The sequence below is a fragment of the Paenibacillus lentus genome (assembly GCF_003931855.1).
Classification (GTDB): domain Bacteria; phylum Bacillota; class Bacilli; order Paenibacillales; family Paenibacillaceae; genus Fontibacillus; species Fontibacillus lentus.
This window is the reverse complement of the sequence record NZ_CP034248.1, coordinates 3,980,770-4,003,607: the sequence shown is the minus strand read 5'-3', so window position 1 is coordinate 4,003,607 and position 22,838 is coordinate 3,980,770. Positions and strand designations below refer to the sequence as shown.

Below are 22,838 nucleotides of genomic sequence, written 5' to 3'. Positions count from 1 at the left end.
ATTAGTTTCTCTTTATTTTTGCAGGGAGATGTTTTATACTCTATCTTAGTACCAGGTTCTAAACTGATGTGTTCGTTTTACATAAAATAATGTGATCACTCGGGGGTGTTACCCATCGAACGTTTGCCCAAGAGGGCGAGGCAGCAGCAGCTCGTCAAACTGATCGAAGAAAATCCGTTTGTGACAGATCAGGAATTGACCCGTCAGCTGAAGGTGAGTATTCAGACGATTCGGCTCGACCGGATGGAACTGGGCATTCCTGAGCTTCGAGAACGGATGAAGCTGATGGCGGAACGTTCCTATGATCAGGTACGTTCATTGCCGCTGCATGAAGTTATTGGAGAAATCGTTGATTTGCAATTGGACAAGAGCGGGATATCTATTTTTGAAATTAGCAAGGAGCATGTCTTTTCACGGACAGGCATCGCACGTGGACATCATATTTTCGCACAGGCCAATTCACTGGCTGTAGCAGTTATAAACGATGAGATTGCGCTTACGTTTTCGGCGGATATTCGTTTTATCCGTCCGGTTCATCTGGGCGAGAAATGTATCGCCAAAGCGTATGTGCGCCCAGTCTCGGGAAGTAAGGGCAAGGCTAAAGTAGAGGTCTTCACTTATGTCGGCGAAGAGATGGTGTTCCAAGGGAACTTTGTCATTTACCGTTCAGCGGTAGAAGACAACAACGAAGGAGGAAGTCAGCATGAGAATCGCCATTGATGCCATGGGCGGTGACCACGCGCCGAAGAGCACAGTAGAAGGTGCCTTGGCGGCGGCCAAGGAGTGGAATGACATTGAAATTATTCTCGTTGGCGATCAGGGGCAGCTGGAGCCGCTGTTGAAAGGCACGGAGACACCTACTAATCTAAGGATTCTACATGCCGCTGAAGTGATAGAAGCGGATGATGAGCCTGTGCGGGCGGTGCGACGCAAGAAAGATGCGTCCATGGTCGTTGCCGGCAGGCTTGTGCGTGAGGGTGAAGCGGAAGCGATGATATCGGCGGGCAATACAGGCGCGTTGATGACGACCGGGTTGCTTGTTGTAGGACGGATGAACGGCATTGAGCGTCCGGCCTTGGCGCCGATGATTCCGACAGTGGACGAGCGGGGTGTGCTGGCGCTCGATCTTGGCGCGAATATGGATGCGAAGCCGGAACACTTAGCTCAATATGCGCTTATGGGCAGCATTTATCGGGAGAAGGTACATGGTATCCACAAACCGCGCGTTGGCCTCCTGAATGTCGGAACGGAGGAAATGAAGGGGAATGAGCTCACGAAGGCAGCTTATCCGCTGATTGAACAGCTCCCGGTTCATTTCGTAGGTAATGTTGAGGCGAGGGATATCCTGACAGGCGCATGTGATGTGCTTGTGTGCGACGGTTTCGCTGGCAATATTTTACTTAAATCGCTGGAAGGAACGGCCGGGACGATATTCTCGATTCTGAAGCAGGAGTTTTCCAAATCGTTGAAGAACAAGCTGGCAGCCGCTCTATTGATGCCTTCGCTTCACGGATTGAAGAAGACACTGGACTATAAGGAGCATGGCGGAGCCCCGCTACTTGGACTTAGCGGGCTAGTCGTTAAGGGGCATGGCTCCTCGGACGGCGAAGCGATTAAGAATGCAGTAAGGCAGGCAAGAGTGGCTATTCAGAGTCGATTGACAGAGAGCATTGCACAGGAAATCATCGGGAAGCGAGTGGTAGAATGATGAAATTACGTTCAGTAGGCATCATAGGGACTGGGAAGTACGTACCTGAACGAGTGTTAACGAATGCCGAATTGGAGACGATGGTAGAAACCAATGACGAATGGATCGTATCGCGGACGGGAATTCGCGAGCGTCACATCGCGGCTCCTAATCAGGCAACATCAGATTTGGCATATGAAGCCGCTGTGAAAGCATTGAAATCAGCAGGTCTGGCTGCAGAAGATTTAGAATTGATCATTGTGGCTACAGTAACGCCGGATATGACGTTTCCGTCTACGGCATGTATTTTGCAGGAGAAGCTTGGGGCGAAGAAGGCGGCGGCTTTTGATCTATCGGCGGCTTGCTCTGGATTCGTATACAGCTTGGCTACGGCCAATGGCTTCATCCAAACTGGTATGTACAACAATGCGCTCATCATCGGAGCGGACGCCTTGTCTCGTATTACGGATTATACCGATCGAAATACCTGCGTACTGTTTGGCGATGGGGCAGGGGCTGTCGTGCTCGGTGAGGTTCCCGAAGGAAGAGGCTTCCTTTCCTTTGATCTGGGGGCAGAAGGAGCAGGCGGAGAACTGCTTAAGCTGGAAGGTGGCGGTTCGCGCTGTCCGGCTAGCGAGGAGACGGTGCGCAGTGGCAAACATTTTATTTATATGAATGGTCGTGAAGTGTTCAAATTCGCTGTCCGGGTCATGGGGGCGGCTACGGAAGAAGTGCTGCGTAAAGCTGGAAAGGACAAGAGCGAGATCGATTTATTCGTTCCGCATCAGGCTAACATCCGGATCATTCAATCAGCTATGCAGCGGCTGGATTTGCCGGAAGAGAAATGTGTCATAAACGTAGATAAATACGCCAATACGTCGGCAGCATCAATTCCGCTGGCGCTTGTGGAAGCTGTGGAGGAAGGGCGCGTTAAAGAAGGCGATACTTTGCTTCTCGTAGGCTTTGGCGGCGGTCTGACCTGGGGCGCATCTGTTCTTGTCTGGTGAGCATGATCGCTGGCATGCAGTGCACAGTCTGATCTAAATGTAACAACGATCTTTGTATGGTTTCTAGGGAGAAGGAGTGCTGACATAATTTATGGGTAAGCTCGCATTTATATTTCCGGGACAAGGTTCTCAAAGTGTAGGAATGGGTAGGGACATCTATGAATCAGTACCGGAGGCTCGGCAATTATTCGACCAAGCGGATGAAGTTCTAGGCTTTCCGTTGTCCCGGCTTATATTCGAAGGCCCTGAAACAGATTTGAAGCAGACAGCGAATACGCAGCCTGCTCTGCTGACGACTAGTGTAGCGTTGTATCAAGCTTTTGCGGCTAAAGGGATGCGTCCAGACTTCGTAGCGGGGCATAGCCTTGGGGAGTACAGTGCTTTGACGGCTACTGGATCACTTAACTTCAGCGATGCGGTCTCTACCGTACGGGCGCGTGGCGAGTTTATGGAGCAAGCCGTTCCAGGCGGACAAGGAGCGATGGCTGCGGTGCTCGGCGGAGAACGGGGGGCATTGGCTAGTTTGTGCGCTGAAATTACGGCAGGCGGGAATCTGGTAGAACTTGCGAACGTCAACTGCCCGGGACAAATTGTGGTTTCCGGTAGTCGTGAGGGCGTCGCTGCCGTGGCCGAGCGCGTGAAGGAAATCGGTGCCAAACGGTCGATTCCACTCGAAGTCAGCGGTCCTTTCCATTCGTCGCTAATGAAATCGGCTGCTGAGCGTCTTGCTGGCAAGCTGCAGCAAATAACGATTCATGATGCGTCCGTCCCTGTTGTGGCCAACGTGACGGCTGAAGCAGTTCAGAGCGCCGCGGACATTTCCAAATTGCTTGTGGAACAAGTGTATTCACCTGTTCTTTGGGAAGATAGCATTGCTTGGCTGTTGGAACAGGGCGTGGATACTTTTGTAGAAATTGGACCTGGTAGCGTGTTAACCGGACTGATGAAGAAAATAAACCGAGGCGTTGCAACCTACAATGTAAATAGCCTGGAGAGTCTGAACCAAACGGCGGCATCACTGCTGTAGTTTTACGAGGAGGCGCCTTGGTTAAAGGGCAGTCATCCGAATAAAAAATCTGAAGGTCAGGCGAATAAATCATTTCGTTTATCCTAGGAAAGGAGAGAGTACAATGACGAAATTGCTAAGTGGTCAGACCGCTCTGGTAACTGGAGCTTCCCGCGGCATTGGACGCGCTATTGCGTTTGCGCTGGCCGAAGCAGGAGCAAATGTAGCGGTTAATTATGCGGGCAATGAAGAAGCGGCTGCTCGCGTCGTTAGCGAGATTAAGGCGCTTGGTGTAGAGGCATTTGCCGTCAAAGGCCATGTCGGGGACAGCGCGCAATTTGAGGCCATCGTTAAGCAGACCTTGGACACATGGGGCCGAATTGATATTTTAGTGAATAACGCTGGAATTACTAGAGATAATCTAATTATGCGTATGAAAGAAGAAGAGTTCGACGAAGTCATTGAGACGAACTTGAAGGGCGTATTCAATGGTATTAAGGCGGTTACTCGTCCAATGATGAAGCAGCGGTCTGGTCGCATCATTAACATATCTTCGGTCGTAGGCGTGCTAGGCAATGCCGGACAGGCGAACTATGTGGCGGCTAAGGCCGGAGTTATTGGCTTGACCAAATCGTCTGCGCGTGAGCTGGCGAGCCGGAATATTACAGTGAATTGCATTGCACCGGGTTTTATAGCGACGGATATGACGGATCAGTTATCGGAAGATCTGAAGCAAAATTTACTTGCCGATATTCCGCTATCCCGTCTTGGCCAGCCTGAAGAAATCGCAAAAGTCGCGGTGTTCCTGGCTTCCGACGCTGCATCCTACATGACTGGTCAAACACTGCATGTAGACGGCGGGATGTATATGTGATTTATCATCCTAGCTCTATGGCATTTTGATTTTAATTTTCGTATAATACGAAGGAGGAGGTGAACCGGATGTCCGATGTATTGGAGCGCGTAAAACGTATTGTAGTGGATCGCCTCGGCGCAGATGAAGCTGAAGTGACGCTTGAAGCGTCTTTCAAAGATGACCTAGGTGCTGATTCGCTCGATGTAGTCGAATTGGTAATGGAACTCGAAGATGAGTTCGATTTGGAAATTTCAGATGAAGATGCTGAGAAGATTACGACTGTAGGTGAAGTTGTAAACTACATACAATCTCATACCTAATGTCATTCAAAGTCCCGTACCTCCTTTGTAGGCGGGACTTCTCCTCATCTTTTGCAAGACGACGAATAACATGGTTAAGAACATTATAATTGCACATGAGATCTATACGAGGTGAGTGTGTTTGAAGCATAGAGTGGTAATAACCGGCATGGGAGTCGTAACATCCCTCGGTCAAGACTTGGATACGTTCTGGAATAATCTAACGGCAGGGAAATCGGGGGTATCCGCTATCGAATCATTTGATGTTAGCGAATATCCGACCCGGATCGCTGCCTCGGTGAAGGACTTCAATGTCGAAGATTACGTGGACCGTAAGGATGCCCGCAAAATGGATCGTTTTGTTCAATTTGCGGCAGCGGCGGCTACGAATGCTATAAAAGACAGCGGCCTCGTGATTGGTGAACAAGTTGATCCAGAGCGTGTTGGCGTTATTATCGGTTCAGGTATTGGCGGCCTAGGAACATGGGAAGACCAGCATAATATTTTGCTGCAGAAGGGACCGAAGCGTGTAAGTCCATTCTTTATTCCGATGATGATTGCAAACATGGCTTCCGGCCACGTGTCGATACTGTTCGGAGCTAAAGGACCTAACAGTACAGCTGTAACGGCGTGCGCGACCGGAACTCATTCCATTGGCGATTCGTATAAATTGATTCAACGTGGTGACGCCGATGTCATGATTTGCGGCGGCGCAGAAGCGACGATCAGACCGACTGGTCTCGCCGGATTCTGCTCGATGCGGGCGATGTCGACTCGTAATGAGGAGCCCGAAAAGGCGAGCCGTCCATTCGATACAGGACGCGATGGGTTTGTTATGGGCGAAGGATCAGGGGTTCTTGTGCTTGAATCGTTGGAGCATGCCCAGAAGCGAGGCGCGAGAATTTACGGGGAAGTGATTGGTTATGGTTTGAGCGCGGATGCGCATCATATGACCGATCCAGATCCGAATGGAGCGCGTCGCTGTATGGAAATGGCTATTCGCGATGCAGGCATTGCTGCGAATGAGGTAGATTATATTAATGCACATGGAACATCAACGCCTGTAGGTGATCGCTCTGAGACGCTTGCTATTAAGGAAGCCCTTGGTGATCATGCTCGCAAGATTGCCGTCAGCTCGACCAAGTCGATGACGGGCCATCTGCTCGGGGCTGCCGGTGGTGTGGAGGCCGTTATTTGCGGCTTGACGATTAAGAATGGAATGATCGCGCCGACGATCAATCTGGAAAATCAGGATCCGGAATGCGATTTGGATTACGTGCCTAACCAAGCTAGACCAGCGAATGTTACTGTAGCTATGTCCAACTCCTTCGGATTTGGAGGGCATAATGCCACCATTGTTCTGAAGAAATTTGAAGCATAAGGGGTCAGTCTGTTGAGTGGAGATCTGAAGCAGTTACAGCACAAACTTCAAATTGTATTCCAAAACCGACAGCTGTTGAAACAGGCCTTTACCCATGCATCATATGTGAATGAACATCGGTTCAGCCAGCATCAGGATAACGAGCGTCTAGAGTTTCTGGGCGACGCTGTCCTGGAGCTGACCGTATCCGAGCATTTGTATCGGATGTTTCCGGATCGTCCTGAGGGAGAATTGACCAAGCTTCGGGCAGCGATCGTATGCGAGCCTTCTTTGGTGAAATTCGCCGAGAGCCTGGAGTTTGGCAAATACGTATTGCTCGGAAAAGGAGAGGAATTAACCGGGGGACGAACCCGCCCGGCTTTGCTGGCGGATGTATTCGAATCGTTCATCGGTGCCCTTTATCTGGATCAAGGCTTGAAGGCTGTTAATGCCTTTCTTCATCAATATGTATTCTCTCAATTTACGCTTAATGGGAAGCTCCAGACTACGGACTATAAGACTGAACTGCAGGAACTCACGCAGCATCATAATATGGGGGTGCTTGAGTACCGGATCGTGGAGGAGCGTGGACCGGCCCATGAACGCGAGTTTGTCTCCGAGGTTTCCATGGATGGTCGGGCACTGGGGCAAGGAACTGGGCGTTCCAAGAAGGAAGCTGAACAGCAGGCTGCCGCAGTGGCGTTAGAACGTTTGAAATCTTCGTATGAATGACAATTGAATCGATGTTGATGGAACGTCCCCGTTGCCTGCCGCACGGGGACGTTTTGCTTGTCCCATTCAGCTTTTTTGTATGTTACAATAGTTGCTAGAGGTGATCGTGAAGGTATGTTTTTGAAACGGATCGAGTTAGCAGGATTTAAATCTTTTGCCGACAAAACGGAAATGGAATTTGTACGTGGCATTACGGCTGTAGTTGGCCCTAACGGGAGCGGAAAAAGTAATATCTCGGACGGCATACGTTGGGTGTTGGGCGAACAGAGTGCCAAGTCGCTCCGCGGCGGCAAAATGGAAGATATTATTTTTGCGGGCAGCGACTCGCGTAAAGCGGTGAATTACGGAGAAGTCTCTCTGACCCTTGATAACACGGATCATGCGCTTCCGTTGGATTTCAGTGAAGTGACAGTAACGCGGCGGGTTCATCGCAGCGGGGATAGCGAGTACATGATCAATAAGCAATCCTGTCGCTTGAAGGACATTACCGAGCTGTTCATGGATACGGGGATCGGAAAAGAAGCCTATTCAATTATCGGCCAAGGACGTATTGAAGAAATTTTAAGTACACGTTCTGAGGATCGACGAGGAATTTTTGAAGAGGCCTCCGGGATTGTTAAATATAAAAGCCGTAAACGGGATGCCCGGCGCAAACTCGATGATACGGAACAAAATCTGCTGCGTATTCACGATCTGGTCAGTGAATTAGAAGATCAAATCGGGCCTTTGAAGGAGCAATCGGAGAAGGCGCTTCGTTATAAAGAGCTCCGTGAGGAGTTAAAGCATAAAGAAATATCGCTATATGTGCACCAAATCGAGAAAATTCATGAAACCTGGAGCGAGGCTAACGCTAAGCTGGCCAAGCTGCAGGAGGAGCAATTGGCCCTATCGACAATCGTATCGGCTCATGATGCCAAGCTGGAAAGCGATCGACTTGCGCTTCGCCAGATCGAGGAGCATATTGATGTGCTTCAAGGGCAGCTCTTGGAATATAGTGAAAGCTTTGAAAAGAGCGAGGGCTTTGGCGAGGTGCTGAAGGAGCGGGAGAAGAACCTGATCCAGAATAGGGAACAGCTTCGCCAATCACTCGCTGTCAATGAGGAGCGTTATGCCCAGCGGGCGGAAGAGATGAATGCCCTGTCTGAGAAGTTTGCCGAGGCGGAAAAGCAGTTGAACGAACTGAGAACGGAGCTCTCGGCAGAAGAAGTCAAGCTCATTGGCGTAACTGGTGGAATTAGCCAGGCTCAGGAGGAAGCGCTCAAAGGACAATTGCTGGAAACGATGAATGAAATGGCCGAAGCTCGAAATGAAATTCGCTATGCTGATCAGCAGAAAGAAAGCGTCCAACGGCGCATGGATCGCTCGGAGGAAGAAGGCTTGAAATGGCAGGAGGACTTGGCTCGCCTAAAAGGTAGAAAAGCTGATCTAGAGCGAGTACTGTCCCGGCTCAGCAAAGAAATTGCCGACCTTCGTAGCCGCTACATTACTGAAAGCGAACGTCATCAATCGCTCCAGAAGCTTGCAGAGGAAAGTTCAACAAATATTCGCAAATGGGAGCAAAGGCGCGAAGCCCTTATTTCCCGACGCGATACGATGAAAGAGATGGAGGAGGATTTTGACGGCTTTATCCTTGGGGTCAAGGAAGTGTTAAAGGCCTCCCGCAAATCATTACTCGGGGGAGTCCACGGTGCAGTAGCCGAACTGATTCGGGTTCCGGAGAAGCTTGAGCTTGCCGTTGAGACTGCGCTGGGAGCCGCGATGCAGCATATCGTGATGGAGAATGAAGCAGTTTCCCGTCAAGCGATTGCATTTTTAAAGCAGCGCCAGCTTGGACGGGCGACCTTCCTGCCGCTCGATGTCATTCGTCCCCGGCAAATTTCTGCGGCGGATAAGAGAACGCTGGAGGAAGCGGAAGGTTTTATCGGTATTGGAGCCGAGCTTGTCGGTCATGATCCACGTTATGCGAATATCGTAGGCAGTTTGCTGGGGAGTGTCGTGTTTGCCAGTGATTTGGAAAGAGCCAATAAGATGGCGGCCCGTTGTCAGTACAGGTTCAGAATCGTTACTTTGGAGGGCGACGTCGTTAATGCCGGCGGTTCGATGACCGGGGGAAGCCAGCACCGGAAGAACAGCAATTTATTAGGGCGTAAGCGCCAACTGGATCAGCTTGCTGGGGATATTCGTGAAAGCGAGGAAATGCTGGAGAAGCTGAGGCTGGGAATGAATGATGTTCGCGCTCAAATGAAGCAGTGCGAGCAGGAACTAGACAAATTACGTGAAGCTGGAGATAGTAAACGTGCGGAGGAACAGTCTCAGACAAGCGAGCTCAAGCAGGTGAAGCACGAATTGCGGCATGTATCCGAACAGTTTGAGCTTTATGGACAAGAGAAGGGACACTACGCCCAAGAGATCGAGGAACTAGTCAAAAGCAAAGCAGCAGCTGAAGCGAGACTGCAGGAGCTGGAGAAAGAGGAGCAAACGATTCGTCAATCGATACAAGCGGCGGAATTTGCCCGTAAAGCAAATGAATCTGTGAAGGAAGAGTTGCAGCACCAATTGACCGGACTTAAAGTTCGGGAGGGCAAGCTGGATCAGGAATGTAACTCGCTTCGTGAGCAGCTTCAGCGTTCAGAGGAAGAGTTCGAGATCCAGAAGAAGGAATTGGAGCAGAACCGCAGCATACTTCAATCGATAGAGGCTGATTTAAAACAGAATGAAATACAAAGCGTCAATCAGCGCGAAGAGATGAATGATTTCAGGCTGAAGAAAGAACGCACAAGCGAGCAGCTTGAGATGGAGCGTGCTTCGCGAATCGTATTGGTTAAGAAGCTCGAGGACGGCGAGAGTGAGACCAAGGAGCAAAGAATCGGTCTAAAGGCCGTTGAGGAGCAGCTTCGTCAAACAGAAATTCAGGCAAACAGGCTAGATGTGGAGCTTGATAACATTTTGCATAAGCTAAGCGAAGAATATGAGCTTAGCTTTGAACTGGCAAAACAGCGCTACGCTGTACCGGAGGACGTGCCGCAAACGCAAGGAGAAGTCAAGGAGCTGAAACGGCAGATTACGTTACTTGGGGAAGTGAATCTGGGAGCGATTGACGAATACGAGCGAGTCTCGGAGCGTTATCAATTTCTGACTGAGCAAAAGGATGATCTGATTGAAGCAAAGACGACGCTTTATCAGGTTATTAAGGAAATGGATGACGAAATGTCCAAGCGCTTTAAAATAACCTTCGATGCCATCCGGAAGGAATTCGGTACGGTGTTTACCAAGCTTTTTGGAGGTGGGCGTGCGGATCTCGTGCTCATAGATCCAGATAACCTGCTGGAGACCGGGATTGATGTTGTGGCTCAGCCGCCGGGGAAAAAGTTGCAGAACCTACAGCTTCTTTCGGGGGGGGAGCGGGCATTAACGGCTATGGCACTGCTCTTTGCAATTCTGCATGTAAAGCCTGTGCCATTCTGTGTGCTCGATGAGGTGGAAGCTGCACTGGATGAAGCCAATGTGGCGAGGTTCGCCCAATATTTGCGCGAATTCTCCGAACAGACCCAGTTTATCGTCGTTACCCACCGTAAAGGGACAATGGAAGAGGCGGATGTCCTCTATGGGGTAACAATGGAGGAAGGCGGGGTATCCAAGCTCGTCTCTGTGAAGCTGGAGGATGAGGAGACCGTGGAAATTGCTTGAGCCGCCCAGCCGTGGCATAATTAAAGCAGTATAGATTGAGCTGCAAATTGGATCAGGATGACTATTAAGGAGGAGCCTCATGAGTTTCTTTAAAAAATTGAAGGAAAGCATCGCTTCCAAAACAGAGACGGTGACGAAGCAATTTAAGGACGGTCTCGAAAAAAGCCGTAAAGGCTTTGTCGAGAAAGTGACTGAACTCGTCACTCGTCGTAAAAAAATCGATGAGGAATTTTTTGAGGAATTGGAAGAAATATTAATCGGAGCCGATGTTGGCGTAAATACGGTAATGACCTTGATAGACGACCTACGCAGTGAAGTGAAGAAGCGGCGGATCGAGGATGCAGCTGAGCTGCAGCCGATTCTGTCGGAGAAGCTTACAGAGCTGCTGCGAGGCGATGAAGATAACGCGATGAAGCTGAATCCGAATGGCATTAGCGTTATTCTGTTTGTTGGCGTTAATGGCGTTGGTAAGACGACTACGATCGGTAAGCTGGCCCACCATTATAAGCAGCAAGGCAAGAAAGTGCTTCTAGCCGCCGGGGATACGTTCCGGGCAGGAGCTATCGAGCAGCTTGAGGTGTGGGGTGAACGAGTTGGCGTAGATGTTGTTAAGCAGCATCCGGGCTCCGATCCGGCCGCCGTTATGTTTGACGCGGTACAGGCAGCAAAGCAGCGCGGTGTTGACATTTTGCTCTGCGATACGGCAGGTCGTTTACAGAACAAGTCGAATTTGATGGAGGAACTGAATAAGATTTATCGAGTGATTCAACGGGAAATTCCGGATGCACCGCATGAGGTACTAATGGTGCTTGACGCCACGACGGGGCAAAACGCGCTCAGTCAAGCGAAGCTGTTTGGTGAGAAAAGCGGGGTAACCGGCCTCGTACTGACGAAGCTCGATGGAACAGCTAAGGGCGGCATCGTTATTGCGATTCGTCAAGAGCTGAGCCTTCCGGTAAAATTCGTCGGTCTTGGGGAGAAAATGGAGGATCTGCAAAGATTCGATTCCGAGCAATTCGTTCACGGTTTGTTTGCTGGATTAATTCAGGAAGAAGATTCGGCAGCGGGGGCTGGCGAGTAGTCGTTACTTGAGACAGAGGTATACCAAAATCTAGGAGGTGATAGTATGGCAAATACGCATACTTATCCGCGCAGAGAAGAAATCGCCAATGCCATTACCCATGGGATAGGAACTGTATTAAGTGTAGCAGCGTTAGTTCTGCTCATTGTTTTTTCCAGCTTGAAGGGAACGGCCTGGCACGTAGTCAGCTTTACAATTTATGGGGTTAGCATGCTTCTGCTATATGTTTGCTCCACTCTTGTTCATAGCTTTAAAGAAGGTAAAGTGAAGGATTTGTTCGAATTTTTCGATCATTCTTCGATTTATCTTTATATCGCTGGTACGTATACTCCCTTCTTGCTTGTGGCGATTCGCAGCCCGCTCGGCTGGAGCCTGTTCGGGGTCATTTGGGGTATCGCCCTGCTCGGTGTGCTGTTCAAAGCCTTCTTCGTTAAACGATTCTTGTTCATGTCCACGTTCTTCTATTTGATTATGGGCTGGCTGATCGTTATTGCCTGGGGGCCGTTAACGGCTGCTGTTCCTTTCCAGGGGATGGCACTGCTCGTCACTGGCGGTATTCTTTATTCGTTAGGTACGGTTTTCTATGTATGGCGGGCTTTTCCTTATCATCATGCGATATGGCATTTGTTCGTTCTCGGGGGCAGTGTAGCCCACTTTTTTGCCATTTTGCTGTATCTGCTGCCCAATTAAAATTAGCAGGATTGTGAAAATGACAAGGCCGCTGTCTGTGTGAACCGACATGCGGCCCTTGTTCGTTTATAGACGGAAACGCTTGAGGTACAGCTGTTAAATGCATGTTAAGGAAAACTACTTGACATCCTACTTTTCATTAGGTATGATAAAGAACGTTGATGCGCGCTGTAAAGTGTTTTTCCTTGACGGAGGGAGTGCCCATATGAGTCAAGAGAATAGGCTTGAGAAGACGAATCGGATCAACCTTTTGTTTGATTTTTATGAGACGCTGCTTACGGAGAAGCAGCAGACGTTTCTTAAATATTATTTCCACGATGATTTTTCGCTGGGTGAAATTGCTGCCGAGTTCGGCATCAGCAGACAGGCCGTTTACGAGCATATCAAACGGGCTGAAGGAATGCTTGAGGTATATGAGGAGAAGCTGAAGCTTCTTCATAAGCATGAAGAGCGCAATGCAGTGCTTGTCCGGCTTGGGGAACTGATTGCAGACAGTGAGTTGTCCGCCGTACATAAAGAGGAAGCAAGGAACTTGCTCGATCAAGCTGAGCAATTATAAATAGAAGAATGATCAATTTAGGTTCAGAAGTATTTAATCCTTGAACGGAGGTGACCGAAGATGGCTTTTGAAGGTTTAACGAGCCGATTGCAGAGCGTATTCAGTAAGTTGCGCGGCAAAGGTAAGGTATCAGAAGACGATGTCAATGAAGCTATGAGAGAAGTGCGGCTCGCATTGCTTGAGGCGGACGTCAACTTCAAAGTGGTCAAGGAATTTATCTCCAAAGTGAAGGAGAAGGCCGTCGGTAAGGAAGTGATGGACAGCTTCACGCCAGGCATGGTTATTATCGATATTGTTAACAAAGAGTTGACAGAATTGATGGGCGGTAGCCAAGCGAAGCTGGCGAAGAGCAATCGTCCGCCGACTGTCGTCATGATGGCTGGTCTGCAAGGGGCAGGTAAGACAACGACTTCAGCGAAGCTGGCCAAGCTGTTATTGAAAGGGAATCACCGACCGCTGCTTGTGGCGGGAGATATTTATCGTCCAGCGGCTATTAAACAGCTTCAGGTGCTTGGCGAGCAGATTAAAGTGCCTGTTTTTACACTGCCTGAAGGAAACAGCCCGGTAGAGATTGCGAGACAGGCGTTACAGTATGCAAAGGACAACGGCAATGATTATTTGCTGATCGATACCGCGGGACGCCTGCATGTTGACGAGGAACTAATGGAAGAGCTTCGTCAGATCCATGAAGTAACGCAGCCGGATGAAGTACTGCTTGTCGTCGATGCTATGACGGGGCAGGATGCCGTTAACGTGGCCGAGAGCTTCAATCAGCAGCTGACGCTGACCGGTGTCGTATTGACCAAGCTGGACGGCGATACCCGAGGCGGTGCAGCACTGTCGGTCAAAGCAGTAACCGGCTGTCCGATCAAATTCGCGGCGCTAGGAGAGAAAATCGATGCACTTGAGCCGTTCCATCCAGAGCGGATGGCTTCACGGATTTTGGGCATGGGTGATATGCTTTCTCTCATTGAGAAGGCGCAATCGAATATCGATGCTGAGAAAGCGAAGGAAATGGAACGCAAAATGCGCAATGCGGAATTTACGTTCGATGATTTCCTGGAGCAGATGGATCAGGTAAAGAAGCTAGGTCCTATTGACCAGATCATGGATATGATCCCGGGCATGGGTAAGATGAAGCAGATGAAAGATATAAAGGTCGACGAGAAGCAGATGGGACGCGTAGAGGCGATCGTTCATTCCATGACCAAGGAAGAGAAGCAGAACCCGGATATGATCAACCACAGCAGACGCAAACGGATTGCTGCAGGAAGCGGTACGACGCTTGCCGATGTGAACCGGCTGATCAAGCAATTCGATGAAATGCGCCGGATGATGAAGCAGTTCTCCGACATGATGGGGCCGAAAGGCAAGGGCTCCAAATTGATGAAGCAAATGCAGGGCAAAGCGGGTAAAGGAATGAGATTTCCTTTCCGATAAGCCTTGATATTAATTAGACAGTTCATTCTTTGAAGGAGGTGAATTTCGTGGCAGCTCGTATTCGTTTGAAACGCATGGGTGCTCATAAAGCTCCTTTCTACCGTATCGTGGTTTCGGATTCCCGTTCCCCGCGTGACGGCCGCTTTATCGAGGAAATTGGTTACTACAACCCGGTCGCTCAGCCGGCAGCAGTAAACATTGACGAAGAGAAGGCGTTGAAATGGCTTCAGAACGGTGCGCAAGCATCTGATACTGTTCGCAACTTGTTTAGCAAAGCAGGCATAATGAAGCAATTTCATGAGCTTAAGCAGCAAAAATAATTGCTGATTCGGAGGGTCCCTTTATGGAACAATTAGTCGGCGTTATTGCGAAGGCTCTTGTTGATCATCCGGACGATGTTCGTGTGGAGGTCGTGGAGAAAGAACACCTGATTGTGTATGAGTTGTCCGTGCATCCTGAGGATGTGGGAAAAGTGATAGGCAAGCAGGGAAGAATCGCTAAGGCGCTCCGCACGGTTGTAGCATCGGCAGCCGTTAAGATGGATAAGCGGGTCACCGTGGACATCATATCTTAAAAATATACGAAAGAGGGTTAGGATGACTGTCCTAGCCCTTTTTCGTACATGCTGAAGCTGAAGCAGGAGATAATAGCAGTTCTGCAAGTGAAGATTTTTATCAAGGAGGATGTTATGTCGGATTCATTGCTGTCTGTTGGCAAAATTGTAAATACACACGGCATACGTGGGGAATTGAAGGTGATCTCCAGTACGGATTTCCCAGAGGTGCGGTTTGCGCCGAAGAGCCGACTGATGATGGTTCACCCTGAAACGAGTGAGCAAATCGAGGTGACTGTTGCTTCCGCGCGCCCGAACAAAGGAGCATTCATCGTACGATTTGCAGGTTATGACAATATCAATGAGGTCGAGAAGTACAAAGGCTATGATATCAAAGTTAGCAAGGATGAATCCGTTGAGCTTCCGGATAATGAATATTATTTTTATGAAATTATCGGCTGCCGTGTTATTGATGAAGAAGGAAATGAGCTTGGCGTGATTGAGGAAATTCTTCGCCCTGGCGCAAACGATGTTTGGGTTGTTAAAATGCCTAACCGTAAGCAACTCCTGCTCCCGGTCATTGACGATGTCGTGCTTGATGTCGATGTGCAGGCGAAGGTCGTCAAAGTTCATCTGATGGAAGGGCTGCTGTAAGGATGAGGGTAGATGTATTAACTCTGTTTCCGGAAATGTTCGCAGGCGTGTTTGGGTCGAGTATTCTAGGTAAAGCACAGGATAAAGGGATCGTATCGCTAAAACCGATTAATTTTCGGGATTATGCCGGTAATAAGCACGGTACGGTAGACGATACGCCGTACGGCGGCGGTGGAGGCATGGTGCTTAAGCCTGACCCGATTTTTCGGGCGGTCGAGGATCTGTTAATGGCTCGGCCTACAGGCGCGCCAGCTCCTCGTATTATTCTCATGTGCCCACAGGGTGAAAGCTTCACGCAGCGCAAGGCGGAGGAGCTGGCCAAGGAGGAACACCTGATTTTCATATGCGGTCATTATGAGGGGTATGATGAACGTATTAGGGAACATCTCGTTACGGACGAACTGTCAATTGGCGATTACGTTCTAACGGGCGGGGAACTGCCGGCAATGGTTGTCATCGACAGTGTCGTCCGTCTGTTGCCTGGCGTGCTTGGAAATGAGACGAGCGCCATTAGTGATTCCTTTAGCACGGGGCTGCTGGAATATCCGCATTATACTCGACCTGTAGAGTTCCGGGGCTGGAAAGTGCCGGATATCCTGCTCAGCGGGCATCATGCGAACGTAGCGGATTGGCGACGCAAGGAGGCGCTGCGCAGAACATGGCAGCGTCGTCCCGATTTACTGAAGCATATCGAGCTTACTCCAAAGGATCAGAAATGGCTGGAGGAGATTCGGGCGGAGCAGGATGAATAGTTTCATAGGAAATGAATTAGAAACTAAATATTGCAAAGAGGTAAAGCCTCGATATGATAAAAACGCCTAATTGGCGTTTTTTTATTAAAACCTGATATTTGCTGTTTATGATGTTTTAATGAAAGAGAGCTAATTTTAAAGGGGAAATATGGTCAATAAATGGGGCTCAAGACGGTGCTGTGATTCAGTTTTATATTGAGTAGTGTCTGTCTGACTGTTAAAAATATTATTAAAAAAGCTCGCTAGAGAGGCTCTCAGATTGAAGATAAACTCCCGATGCGATGTAAGTCGCACGGAAGTTTGTTGTTGTCCATGTCCTGATTTTATTAGATTTGGTTCTATTAAGGTTGTAGCAATTCATGCATTTTCGTTGCGGAAGTAACTGTAAGACGTTGTAATCTCATTGGAGAGTCGCCAGGCTTAACGAACCCTTGATGGACAGTTAAAGCCATTCTGTAATTATTTTTTTGTAGATAGTAAACCATAGGGGTACTTTTTTCGCCAAATGGATATGCATAGTAAGGAGTGTCTATGCCAAGCTCTTTCATAGTATTGATATCGTTCTCCAATTTTGTTGTGTCGAATCCTGATGAGTAGTTTAGTCCGCATTTTATAAATTCTTTGTGATGCAGGTCGTACGTATGGCTGTGATATTCAAATACGTCGGTAGAAGCCTCGATCTCTTCCAGCGAGAGAAAGCTTTTCTTGGCAGGATCAAACGGTGTTGTCTCCGCCTGAATTCTGCTGCCGATGAGGAAGATTGTTGCATGGAATCCGTATTTCTTTAAGATAGGATAAGCATAGATATAATTGTTCTGGTAGCCGTCGTCAAAAGTAATAACGACCGTCTTCGCAGGAAGGGACGCCTTGCCAAGTACGTATTGCTCCAGTTCCTCCAATGTCGCTGTATAGTACCCTTGCTCATATAAGTAATCGATCCCTTCCTCAAAAGCTTCCAGGTTAATGATCGAATTGTTGTCAGGTTGATCGTTGTACGCTTCTGGAGTAATGTAGTGATACATAAGTACAGGAACCTGTTCGGCCGTACCGGGCTGGATGGAGAAGTTGGCAGGCAGCTTCGGCTCATCCTGACGGGGGTGAGTCATTAGAAAGATCTGATCCTTAACTAAGCTCCAGGAGCTGCATGCTTTCCGTGATAGAACTGTGCCAGGATTTGCAACCGCCACCGCATATAGAATAATAATTAAAGCTAGTGAAATGAAAGCATATTTCTTAAATCGGATCATCGTGATTCTCCTTCGCTTAGTAACTTGCTACCTTTATTGTAAACGAAGGAAGATGCGAAATAAGTGTAAAAACTGTAATTATCGATAATTTTTTTGTAGACAGGCACTTCTTGACTTCGTTTGGAATAGAATAATGATGTCACTGTATATTTTTTGACGGAGTACAAAAGATAATGCGGCATTACTGTTTCAGCATTAGAGCTTCTGGTTAATGAAACTAGAGGCGCCTATTCACGCTTATTCTTTGGGAGGCAGAGCTTCATGGAACAGACAGAGGAAAATGAATCAAAACAGTCACAGGATAATGGACGAAGAGAAGATGATCGGATGTTGACAGTAGACGATATTCTCGATTTTTATGCCAATGGCCGGAATTTTTATGCCGATGGCCAGCAATAATTTTTTTACAGCGAAGGGAGTTAACCCGAATGTTAAGTGAATACTTAATTGACCCGATTGACGCGGATTTTGAGTTATTGAACGAAGTATTGCCCTATGATTAATTATCCCAAAATAATATATCAGCTCATATGAGAGCGTTTGCAGAGGTACATTGCAGGCGCTCTTTATTATTGATAGGATCTCCCATACTAGACAAAAATGTATGTTTTATGCTACCATTTTTCTAGAGTCATGTTCATGAGATTCATTTATTAATCTTTCCAAGATCGAGTTCTTACTGATTATTTTGGACATATACATATTTTAAATCGGGGTATGGCGCAGTCAGGTAGCGCGCACCCTTGGGGTGGGTGAGGTCGTGGGTTCGAATCCCGCTACTCCGATCCAATAAAGTTATGCATAGAGATGTCGATTCTCTTGCATAACTTTTTTCTTTGTCGCGTTTGGGTCTGTATTGTCTGGAATATTTATTATAGGTTTTTCTGAGGTAATAAATAACTAGATAAAGTCTATAGTGCAATGTTACAGGATTTACAGGACACAAAACTTGAACAAATTCTGAGAAAATGAATGCGACAGCAATGGTTAGCGTATATAACCTACAAAAGAGGGTAGTATCCAAATGGATGGTAAGGGAATGGTTAAGACGAGAACAATACTGAAAAAGAGATTTGATTTCATTGTTCAAGTTACTCAGGATAAATCAAAGAAAGTTGTAGAATTTTTAAACAATGCTTCTTAAAATGCAGAAACTATCCTTAGTGATTAAGGTGTCAAAGGTTCTTATTATAGCTTGCTAACGCTGGTTAAATGTGATAAAATTTTTCTTGTTGTGAATTCGGTGGTCCTCTGCGGATGATGAGGGAGAACAATAGGGTTCTCCGGAAGAGGCAAGAACACCTGAGTGGAAGGAGGGAGTCATAGATGAATATCGTACAAGCGATTACGCAAGAACAACTTCGCAAGGATATTCCGAGCTTTCGCGCCGGTGACACTTTGAAAGTGCACGTTAAGGTTATTGAGGGAACTCGTGAGCGTATCCAGTTGTTTGAAGGTGTTGTAATTAAGCGTCGTGGCGGCGGAATCAGTGAGACTTTTACAGTTCGTAAAATTTCTAACGGTGTTGGTGTGGAAAGAACTTTCCCACTTCATTCCCCGAAACTCGATAAAATCGAAGTGGCTCGCCGTGGTAAAGTGCGTCGTGCGAAACTGTACTATCTTCGTGAACTTCGCGGTAAAGCAGCTAGAATTAAAGAAGCGCGTCGTTAATTCCTTTAACGATCAAGTGGGGCTTGTATTTATTCAAGCCCCTTTGCTATTTGTATTAATTACAGTCGGTTTGTTACATATTTTACGACAAAGTGAGGTTGCGATCTATGGAACAGCAATTTCAATCGGAAACGGGTCAGACCGGGATGCCGGAGGATCCGCCAAGCAAAGAAAAGAACGAAGCTCTAGAGTGGTTGAAAGCCATAGTTATTGCTGTCGTGTTGGTTCTTCTCATCCGTTGGCTGTTGTTCGCTCCTTTTATTGTTGATGGAGAGTCGATGCAGCCGAACTTTCAAACGAGCGAAAGAATTATTGTTAATAAAATTCTATATGACATCCGTGCACCGAAGCATGGCGAGGTTGTTGTGTTTCATGTCCCTTCACAAGGCCGTGACTTCATTAAACGCGTGATCGGTATTCCTGGAGATACGGTACAGATTGAGGGCGATACTGTTATGGTGAACGGGGAAGTGGTGGACGAAACATACATTAAAGATGTTGTAAATGAGAAACATAATAATAATCAGCTTTATAATACAGAAGGAAATTTCCCGAATGAGTTCGTCCAGGAGAGTACGGTTCCAGCGGGACATATATTCGTGCTGGGAGATAATCGCTCGAATAGCACGGATAGCCGGCGGATCGGCTTTGTACCCTACGAGGATGTTATAGGAAGAGCAGAGCTTGTGTTCTGGCCATTACCGGACATTAAAATGATTAAGCATAAATGATGACCCAAAATGGGATTAACGGGAACTGAGGTGATGATATGACGATACAGTGGTTTCCCGGACATATGACGAGAGCGCGTCGACAAATTCAGGAGAAGCTGAAGCTGATTGACGTTGTAATAGAACTGTTGGACGCGAGATTGCCGCTGTCTAGCCGTAACCCGATGATCGATGAAATATTACAGGGTAAGCCTCGGCTTATCCTGCTGAACAAAGCGGATTTGGCAGATCCGGCGATAACGCGTGAGTGGATTGATTATTTTAGGGAAGAGGGCTTTGCCGCTATTGCAGTAGATGCTTCCAGTGGTCAAGGCATCAAAGAAATACCTGACTTGGCTAGAGAGCTGCTGAAGGATAAGATTGAGAAGCAGTTGGCTAAGGGTATGAACCCAAGATCGGTCAGGGCCTTGATTGTCGGAATTCCGAATGTCGGCAAATCGACGCTGATCAATCGGATGGCCGGGCGAAATATCGCGGCGACCGGGGATCGACCAGGAATAACAAAAAGCCAACAGTGGATCAAAGTAGGTACCCAGATGGAGCTGCTTGATACGCCTGGGATATTGTGGCCAAAATTCGAGGATCAGAACGTAGGTTATCGACTGGCTGTGACGGGAGCGATCCGGGAAGAAATACTAAATATCGAGGACATTGCTTTTTTTGCAGTGAAATATTTAGCAAAATATTATTGGGAGCCATTTGCCCAGCGTTTTGAGATTAAAGAGGCCCCCCAGGACTTTGAGAACCCGGATGAGATTGTGGCTGTTATGGAGGCTGTAGGCCGTAAACGCGGCTGCTTAATGAGTGGCGGGCGAGTAGACCTGGAGAAGGCATCTAGCGTGCTTTTGCGTGAACTAAGAGCTGGCAAGCTCGGCAGGTATTCCTTGGAGGCTCCTTATTAAATCTATGCATAACCGTCTGCCCTTAAGGGAGGCGGTTATTTTGTCAGATGCTGCAAAATGCCCTGCTTTGCCTCCTTAGTTTAGCTAGATTATCGACAATCTTCCGCTTAAATTGTATAATCTTGTTGATTATACTTGATGGTGGTGTTGATCATTTTATATGTAATTTCGTTTATTATGTCGTTTCTTATCGTATATTTACTCATTCCTCCATTCGCAAGATTGGCCTTTCGGCTTGATTTCGTAGATAAACCCCGGAAGGATGTTGAACGAAAGTTACATCGCGAGCCTATTCCGCTTACTGCTAGTTACGTCATTTTCATTGGTTTCTTTATTACCTATCTGATTGTCGGCAGAGAATACAACATGGAAACGGTAGCGATCTTTATCGGTGGAATCTTACTGCTTGTGATCGGTACACTTGACGATTGGTACAAGACCAAAGGCAAGGATTTTCCAGCGCTTCCTAAACTGATCGTTCAAATATCGGCTGCTGTGATCGTATATGCGTCAGGCATTTCCTTCACAGGTTTCTTTAACCCGATTTCAGGGGAGTACGTCGTGTTGCCGGGAATCTTGCAGTTTATTTTGACGATTCTATGGATCTTCGGCGTTACTACGGTAATTAATTTCTCGGATGGATTGGACGGGCTGGCTGGCGGACTTTCAGCTATTTCGGCGATTACGCTGTTTATCGTGGCTGTGACCAAAGGGCAATCCAATTCTGCAATCATGGCTATGATCTTAGTAGGCGTGGCATTAGCCTACTTGCGTTACAACAAGCCCCCGGCCAAAGTATTTATGGGGGACGCAGGAGCAACATTTCTCGGCTTTATTTTAGCGGTGATTGCCTTGGATGGGGCCTTTAAGCAGGCAACGGTCTTATCGTTATTTATACCTGTATTGGCGCTTGGGGTGCCGATTTTTGATAATATTTTTGTTGTCGTCAAGCGCTTTTTGCAGGGAAAATCAATTTATGAGGCTGATGCAAGCCAGGTGCACTATCGTTTGCTTCGCGCTGGTCTGACGCATCGGCAAACCGTAATGTTTTTATGGCTAATCAGCACGTGTCTCTGCTTGTCGTCGATTATTCTGCTCCTTATTCAAACTTAAAATATATCTGGCCGGGTGTAACGACCCGGTTTTTTATTTTGTTTAAGATCTATATAAATGAAGTTTGATTTCCGATATTACTGATATAAGCATACGTAAGGCAAGTGTTATCGCAGTATTTTGAAGATAAATAAAGTACGATTGGGTTAGATTTGTTGGGGTCGGTGGTTTAAAATACAAGGAGGCATAATGGGTGACTTATTAACGTATGAAAAAGAATACTGGCAGCGCTCATATCTTCATATCGCAGGCATTGATGAGGTGGGACGAGGTTGCTTGTTTGGCGACGTCGTTGCTGCGGCCGTCATTTTACCGCAAGGATTAGTCTTAGAGGAAGTTAACGATTCGAAGAAATTGACTGCCAAAAAGCGGGAGAGACTGTACGATATTATTATGAAGGAAGCGTTAGCTGTAAGCACTGGCTTTGTTGATGCTAAAACGATTGATAGACTTAATATTAAGCAGGCGACGCGCCTTGCTATGAAGCAGGCCGTAGAACAACTGGCGATTAGGCCGGAAGTATTGCTCGTGGATGCGGAGAAAATCGATGTGGATATCGAGCAAATGGCGGTGATTAAAGGAGATGCAGTAAGTCAGTCTATCGCCGCGGCTTCGATTGTGGCTAAAGTGACTCGGGATCGGCTGTGCGAAGGTGAATGGGATGTATTGTACCCCGAATATGGTATTGCCAGTCATAAAGGATATGCCACCAAGCATCACCGAGAGCGTATTCAAGTTCTGGGGCCGACGCCTATGCATCGCAAGAGTTTTATGCGTAATTTATTCGTGCAAGAACAGACGTTGTTTTAAT

The 22,838-nt window shown here is 47.6% G+C and carries 24 protein-coding genes and 1 tRNA gene; 24 read left to right on the top strand and 1 reads right to left on the bottom strand.

Annotation, left to right across the window (positions count from 1 at the left end; all coding sequences use genetic code 11):
• Positions 1-123: 123 nt before the first annotated feature.
• The 17 genes from fapR (at position 124) to trmD (ending at position 16,363) form a co-directional block, all read left to right on the top strand.
• Complete coding sequence (fapR, locus tag EIM92_RS18055; protein WP_125084005.1) at positions 124-720, top strand: transcription factor FapR; 597 nt, start codon at positions 124-126, stop codon at positions 718-720.
• Positions 704-1,708 (top strand): phosphate acyltransferase PlsX, encoded by a 1,005-nt coding sequence (gene plsX / locus EIM92_RS18050; protein ID WP_125084004.1) that lies wholly within the window; start codon positions 704-706, stop codon positions 1,706-1,708. The genes fapR and plsX overlap by 17 nt, the downstream gene beginning before the upstream one ends.
• Positions 1,705-2,694: a beta-ketoacyl-ACP synthase III gene (locus EIM92_RS18045; RefSeq protein WP_125084003.1), complete on the top strand. Its 990-nt coding sequence runs from the start codon at positions 1,705-1,707 to the stop codon at positions 2,692-2,694. Before plsX ends, EIM92_RS18045 begins: the two co-directional genes overlap by 4 nt.
• A gap of 91 nt (positions 2,695-2,785) precedes the next feature.
• Positions 2,786-3,721 (top strand): ACP S-malonyltransferase, encoded by a 936-nt coding sequence (gene fabD, locus EIM92_RS18040; RefSeq protein ID WP_125084002.1) that lies wholly within the window; start codon positions 2,786-2,788, stop codon positions 3,719-3,721.
• Between the two features lie 103 nt (positions 3,722-3,824).
• The gene (gene fabG / locus EIM92_RS18035) at positions 3,825-4,574 is read left to right on the top strand and encodes a 3-oxoacyl-[acyl-carrier-protein] reductase (protein ID WP_125084001.1); all 750 of its coding nucleotides are present in this window, start codon (positions 3,825-3,827) and stop codon (positions 4,572-4,574) included.
• A 68-nt stretch (positions 4,575-4,642) separates the two neighbouring features.
• On the top strand, positions 4,643-4,876 hold the full coding sequence (acpP, locus tag EIM92_RS18030; RefSeq protein ID WP_019638123.1) for an acyl carrier protein: 234 nt from the start codon (positions 4,643-4,645) through the stop codon (positions 4,874-4,876).
• Between the two features lie 121 nt (positions 4,877-4,997).
• The gene (gene fabF / locus EIM92_RS18025) at positions 4,998-6,236 is read left to right on the top strand and encodes a beta-ketoacyl-ACP synthase II (protein ID WP_125084000.1); all 1,239 of its coding nucleotides are present in this window, start codon (positions 4,998-5,000) and stop codon (positions 6,234-6,236) included.
• A 12-nt stretch (positions 6,237-6,248) separates the two neighbouring features.
• Positions 6,249-6,947 carry a ribonuclease III gene (gene rnc / locus EIM92_RS18020; RefSeq protein ID WP_125083999.1) on the top strand — a complete coding sequence of 233 codons (699 nt, stop codon included), beginning with the start codon at positions 6,249-6,251 and terminating at the stop codon, positions 6,945-6,947.
• 114 nt (positions 6,948-7,061) lie between these two features.
• The gene (smc, locus tag EIM92_RS18015; protein ID WP_125083998.1) at positions 7,062-10,634 is read left to right on the top strand and encodes a chromosome segregation protein SMC; all 3,573 of its coding nucleotides are present in this window, start codon (positions 7,062-7,064) and stop codon (positions 10,632-10,634) included.
• A 79-nt stretch (positions 10,635-10,713) separates the two neighbouring features.
• Positions 10,714-11,715 (top strand): signal recognition particle-docking protein FtsY, encoded by a 1,002-nt coding sequence (ftsY, locus tag EIM92_RS18010; protein WP_125083997.1) that lies wholly within the window; start codon positions 10,714-10,716, stop codon positions 11,713-11,715.
• 45 nt (positions 11,716-11,760) lie between these two features.
• Positions 11,761-12,405 carry a PAQR family membrane homeostasis protein TrhA gene (trhA, locus tag EIM92_RS18005; RefSeq protein WP_125083996.1) on the top strand — a complete coding sequence of 215 codons (645 nt, stop codon included), beginning with the start codon at positions 11,761-11,763 and terminating at the stop codon, positions 12,403-12,405.
• Positions 12,406-12,610: 205 nt separating this feature from the next.
• Positions 12,611-12,964, top strand: coding sequence for a putative DNA-binding protein (locus EIM92_RS18000; RefSeq protein WP_125083995.1), 354 nt, complete (start codon positions 12,611-12,613; stop codon positions 12,962-12,964).
• Positions 12,965-13,024: 60 nt separating this feature from the next.
• Positions 13,025-14,404, top strand: coding sequence for a signal recognition particle protein (ffh, locus tag EIM92_RS17995; RefSeq protein ID WP_125083994.1), 1,380 nt, complete (start codon positions 13,025-13,027; stop codon positions 14,402-14,404).
• 47 nt (positions 14,405-14,451) lie between these two features.
• Entirely contained in the window at positions 14,452-14,724 is a 273-nt protein-coding gene (gene rpsP, locus EIM92_RS17990; protein WP_125083993.1) for a 30S ribosomal protein S16, read from the top strand.
• A 23-nt stretch (positions 14,725-14,747) separates the two neighbouring features.
• Positions 14,748-14,978 (top strand): KH domain-containing protein, encoded by a 231-nt coding sequence (locus tag EIM92_RS17985; RefSeq protein ID WP_125083992.1) that lies wholly within the window; start codon positions 14,748-14,750, stop codon positions 14,976-14,978.
• A 114-nt stretch (positions 14,979-15,092) separates the two neighbouring features.
• Positions 15,093-15,611 (top strand): ribosome maturation factor RimM, encoded by a 519-nt coding sequence (gene rimM, locus EIM92_RS17980; protein WP_125083991.1) that lies wholly within the window; start codon positions 15,093-15,095, stop codon positions 15,609-15,611.
• Between the two features lie 2 nt (positions 15,612-15,613).
• The gene (trmD, locus tag EIM92_RS17975) at positions 15,614-16,363 is read left to right on the top strand and encodes a tRNA (guanosine(37)-N1)-methyltransferase TrmD (RefSeq protein WP_125083989.1); all 750 of its coding nucleotides are present in this window, start codon (positions 15,614-15,616) and stop codon (positions 16,361-16,363) included.
• Between the two features lie 341 nt (positions 16,364-16,704).
• Here trmD and EIM92_RS17970 read toward each other — a convergent pair whose 3' ends face one another.
• Positions 16,705-17,610 carry a polysaccharide deacetylase family protein gene (locus EIM92_RS17970; RefSeq protein WP_125083987.1) on the bottom strand — a complete coding sequence of 302 codons (906 nt, stop codon included), beginning with the start codon at positions 17,608-17,610 and terminating at the stop codon, positions 16,705-16,707.
• 261 nt (positions 17,611-17,871) lie between these two features.
• On the opposite strand from EIM92_RS17970, the gene EIM92_RS23760 reads away from it, so the two are divergent.
• From EIM92_RS23760 to EIM92_RS17940, 7 genes are all read left to right on the top strand, one after another.
• The gene (locus EIM92_RS23760) at positions 17,872-18,009 is read left to right on the top strand and encodes a hypothetical protein (protein ID WP_164515143.1); all 138 of its coding nucleotides are present in this window, start codon (positions 17,872-17,874) and stop codon (positions 18,007-18,009) included.
• A 311-nt stretch (positions 18,010-18,320) separates the two neighbouring features.
• Positions 18,321-18,399 (top strand) — tRNA-Pro (locus tag EIM92_RS17965).
• A 537-nt stretch (positions 18,400-18,936) separates the two neighbouring features.
• Positions 18,937-19,281: a 50S ribosomal protein L19 gene (gene rplS, locus EIM92_RS17960; protein ID WP_110933136.1), complete on the top strand. Its 345-nt coding sequence runs from the start codon at positions 18,937-18,939 to the stop codon at positions 19,279-19,281.
• A gap of 107 nt (positions 19,282-19,388) precedes the next feature.
• Entirely contained in the window at positions 19,389-20,012 is a 624-nt protein-coding gene (gene lepB, locus EIM92_RS17955; RefSeq protein ID WP_125083985.1) for a signal peptidase I, read from the top strand.
• Between the two features lie 38 nt (positions 20,013-20,050).
• Positions 20,051-20,914 (top strand): ribosome biogenesis GTPase YlqF, encoded by an 864-nt coding sequence (ylqF, locus tag EIM92_RS17950; protein ID WP_125083983.1) that lies wholly within the window; start codon positions 20,051-20,053, stop codon positions 20,912-20,914.
• 138 nt (positions 20,915-21,052) lie between these two features.
• A complete protein-coding gene (locus EIM92_RS17945) occupies positions 21,053-22,027 on the top strand; it encodes a glycosyltransferase family 4 protein (protein WP_211344476.1) in 975 nt (324 codons plus the stop codon).
• A gap of 189 nt (positions 22,028-22,216) precedes the next feature.
• Positions 22,217-22,837: a ribonuclease HII gene (locus EIM92_RS17940; protein WP_125083981.1), complete on the top strand. Its 621-nt coding sequence runs from the start codon at positions 22,217-22,219 to the stop codon at positions 22,835-22,837.
• The last annotated feature ends 1 nt before the right edge of the window (position 22,838 follow it).

Excerpts from the sequence above, each read along its gene's own strand:
- plsX (WP_125084004.1), top strand. The coding sequence starts at position 704 with ATGAGAATCGCCATTGATGCCATGGGCGGTGACCACGCGCCGAAGAGC.
- EIM92_RS18045 (WP_125084003.1), top strand. The coding sequence starts at position 1,705 with ATGATGAAATTACGTTCAGTAGGCATCATAGGGACTGGGAAGTACGTA.
- fabD (WP_125084002.1), top strand. The coding sequence starts at position 2,786 with ATGGGTAAGCTCGCATTTATATTTCCGGGACAAGGTTCTCAAAGTGTA.
- fabG (WP_125084001.1), top strand. The coding sequence starts at position 3,825 with ATGACGAAATTGCTAAGTGGTCAGACCGCTCTGGTAACTGGAGCTTCC.
- acpP (WP_019638123.1), top strand. The coding sequence starts at position 4,643 with ATGTCCGATGTATTGGAGCGCGTAAAACGTATTGTAGTGGATCGCCTC.
- smc (WP_125083998.1), top strand. The coding sequence starts at position 7,062 with ATGTTTTTGAAACGGATCGAGTTAGCAGGATTTAAATCTTTTGCCGAC.
- ftsY (WP_125083997.1), top strand. The coding sequence starts at position 10,714 with ATGAGTTTCTTTAAAAAATTGAAGGAAAGCATCGCTTCCAAAACAGAG.
- trhA (WP_125083996.1), top strand. The coding sequence starts at position 11,761 with ATGGCAAATACGCATACTTATCCGCGCAGAGAAGAAATCGCCAATGCC.
- EIM92_RS18000 (WP_125083995.1), top strand. The coding sequence starts at position 12,611 with ATGAGTCAAGAGAATAGGCTTGAGAAGACGAATCGGATCAACCTTTTG.
- ffh (WP_125083994.1), top strand. The coding sequence starts at position 13,025 with ATGGCTTTTGAAGGTTTAACGAGCCGATTGCAGAGCGTATTCAGTAAG.
- EIM92_RS17985 (WP_125083992.1), top strand. The coding sequence starts at position 14,748 with ATGGAACAATTAGTCGGCGTTATTGCGAAGGCTCTTGTTGATCATCCG.
- rimM (WP_125083991.1), top strand. The coding sequence starts at position 15,093 with ATGTCGGATTCATTGCTGTCTGTTGGCAAAATTGTAAATACACACGGC.
- trmD (WP_125083989.1), top strand. The coding sequence starts at position 15,614 with ATGAGGGTAGATGTATTAACTCTGTTTCCGGAAATGTTCGCAGGCGTG.
- EIM92_RS17970 (WP_125083987.1), bottom strand. The coding sequence starts at position 17,610 with ATGATCCGATTTAAGAAATATGCTTTCATTTCACTAGCTTTAATTATT.
- EIM92_RS23760 (WP_164515143.1), top strand. The coding sequence starts at position 17,872 with ATGGAACAGACAGAGGAAAATGAATCAAAACAGTCACAGGATAATGGA.
- rplS (WP_110933136.1), top strand. The coding sequence starts at position 18,937 with ATGAATATCGTACAAGCGATTACGCAAGAACAACTTCGCAAGGATATT.
- lepB (WP_125083985.1), top strand. The coding sequence starts at position 19,389 with ATGGAACAGCAATTTCAATCGGAAACGGGTCAGACCGGGATGCCGGAG.
- ylqF (WP_125083983.1), top strand. The coding sequence starts at position 20,051 with ATGACGATACAGTGGTTTCCCGGACATATGACGAGAGCGCGTCGACAA.
- EIM92_RS17945 (WP_211344476.1), top strand. The coding sequence starts at position 21,053 with ATGGTGGTGTTGATCATTTTATATGTAATTTCGTTTATTATGTCGTTT.
- EIM92_RS17940 (WP_125083981.1), top strand. The coding sequence starts at position 22,217 with ATGGGTGACTTATTAACGTATGAAAAAGAATACTGGCAGCGCTCATAT.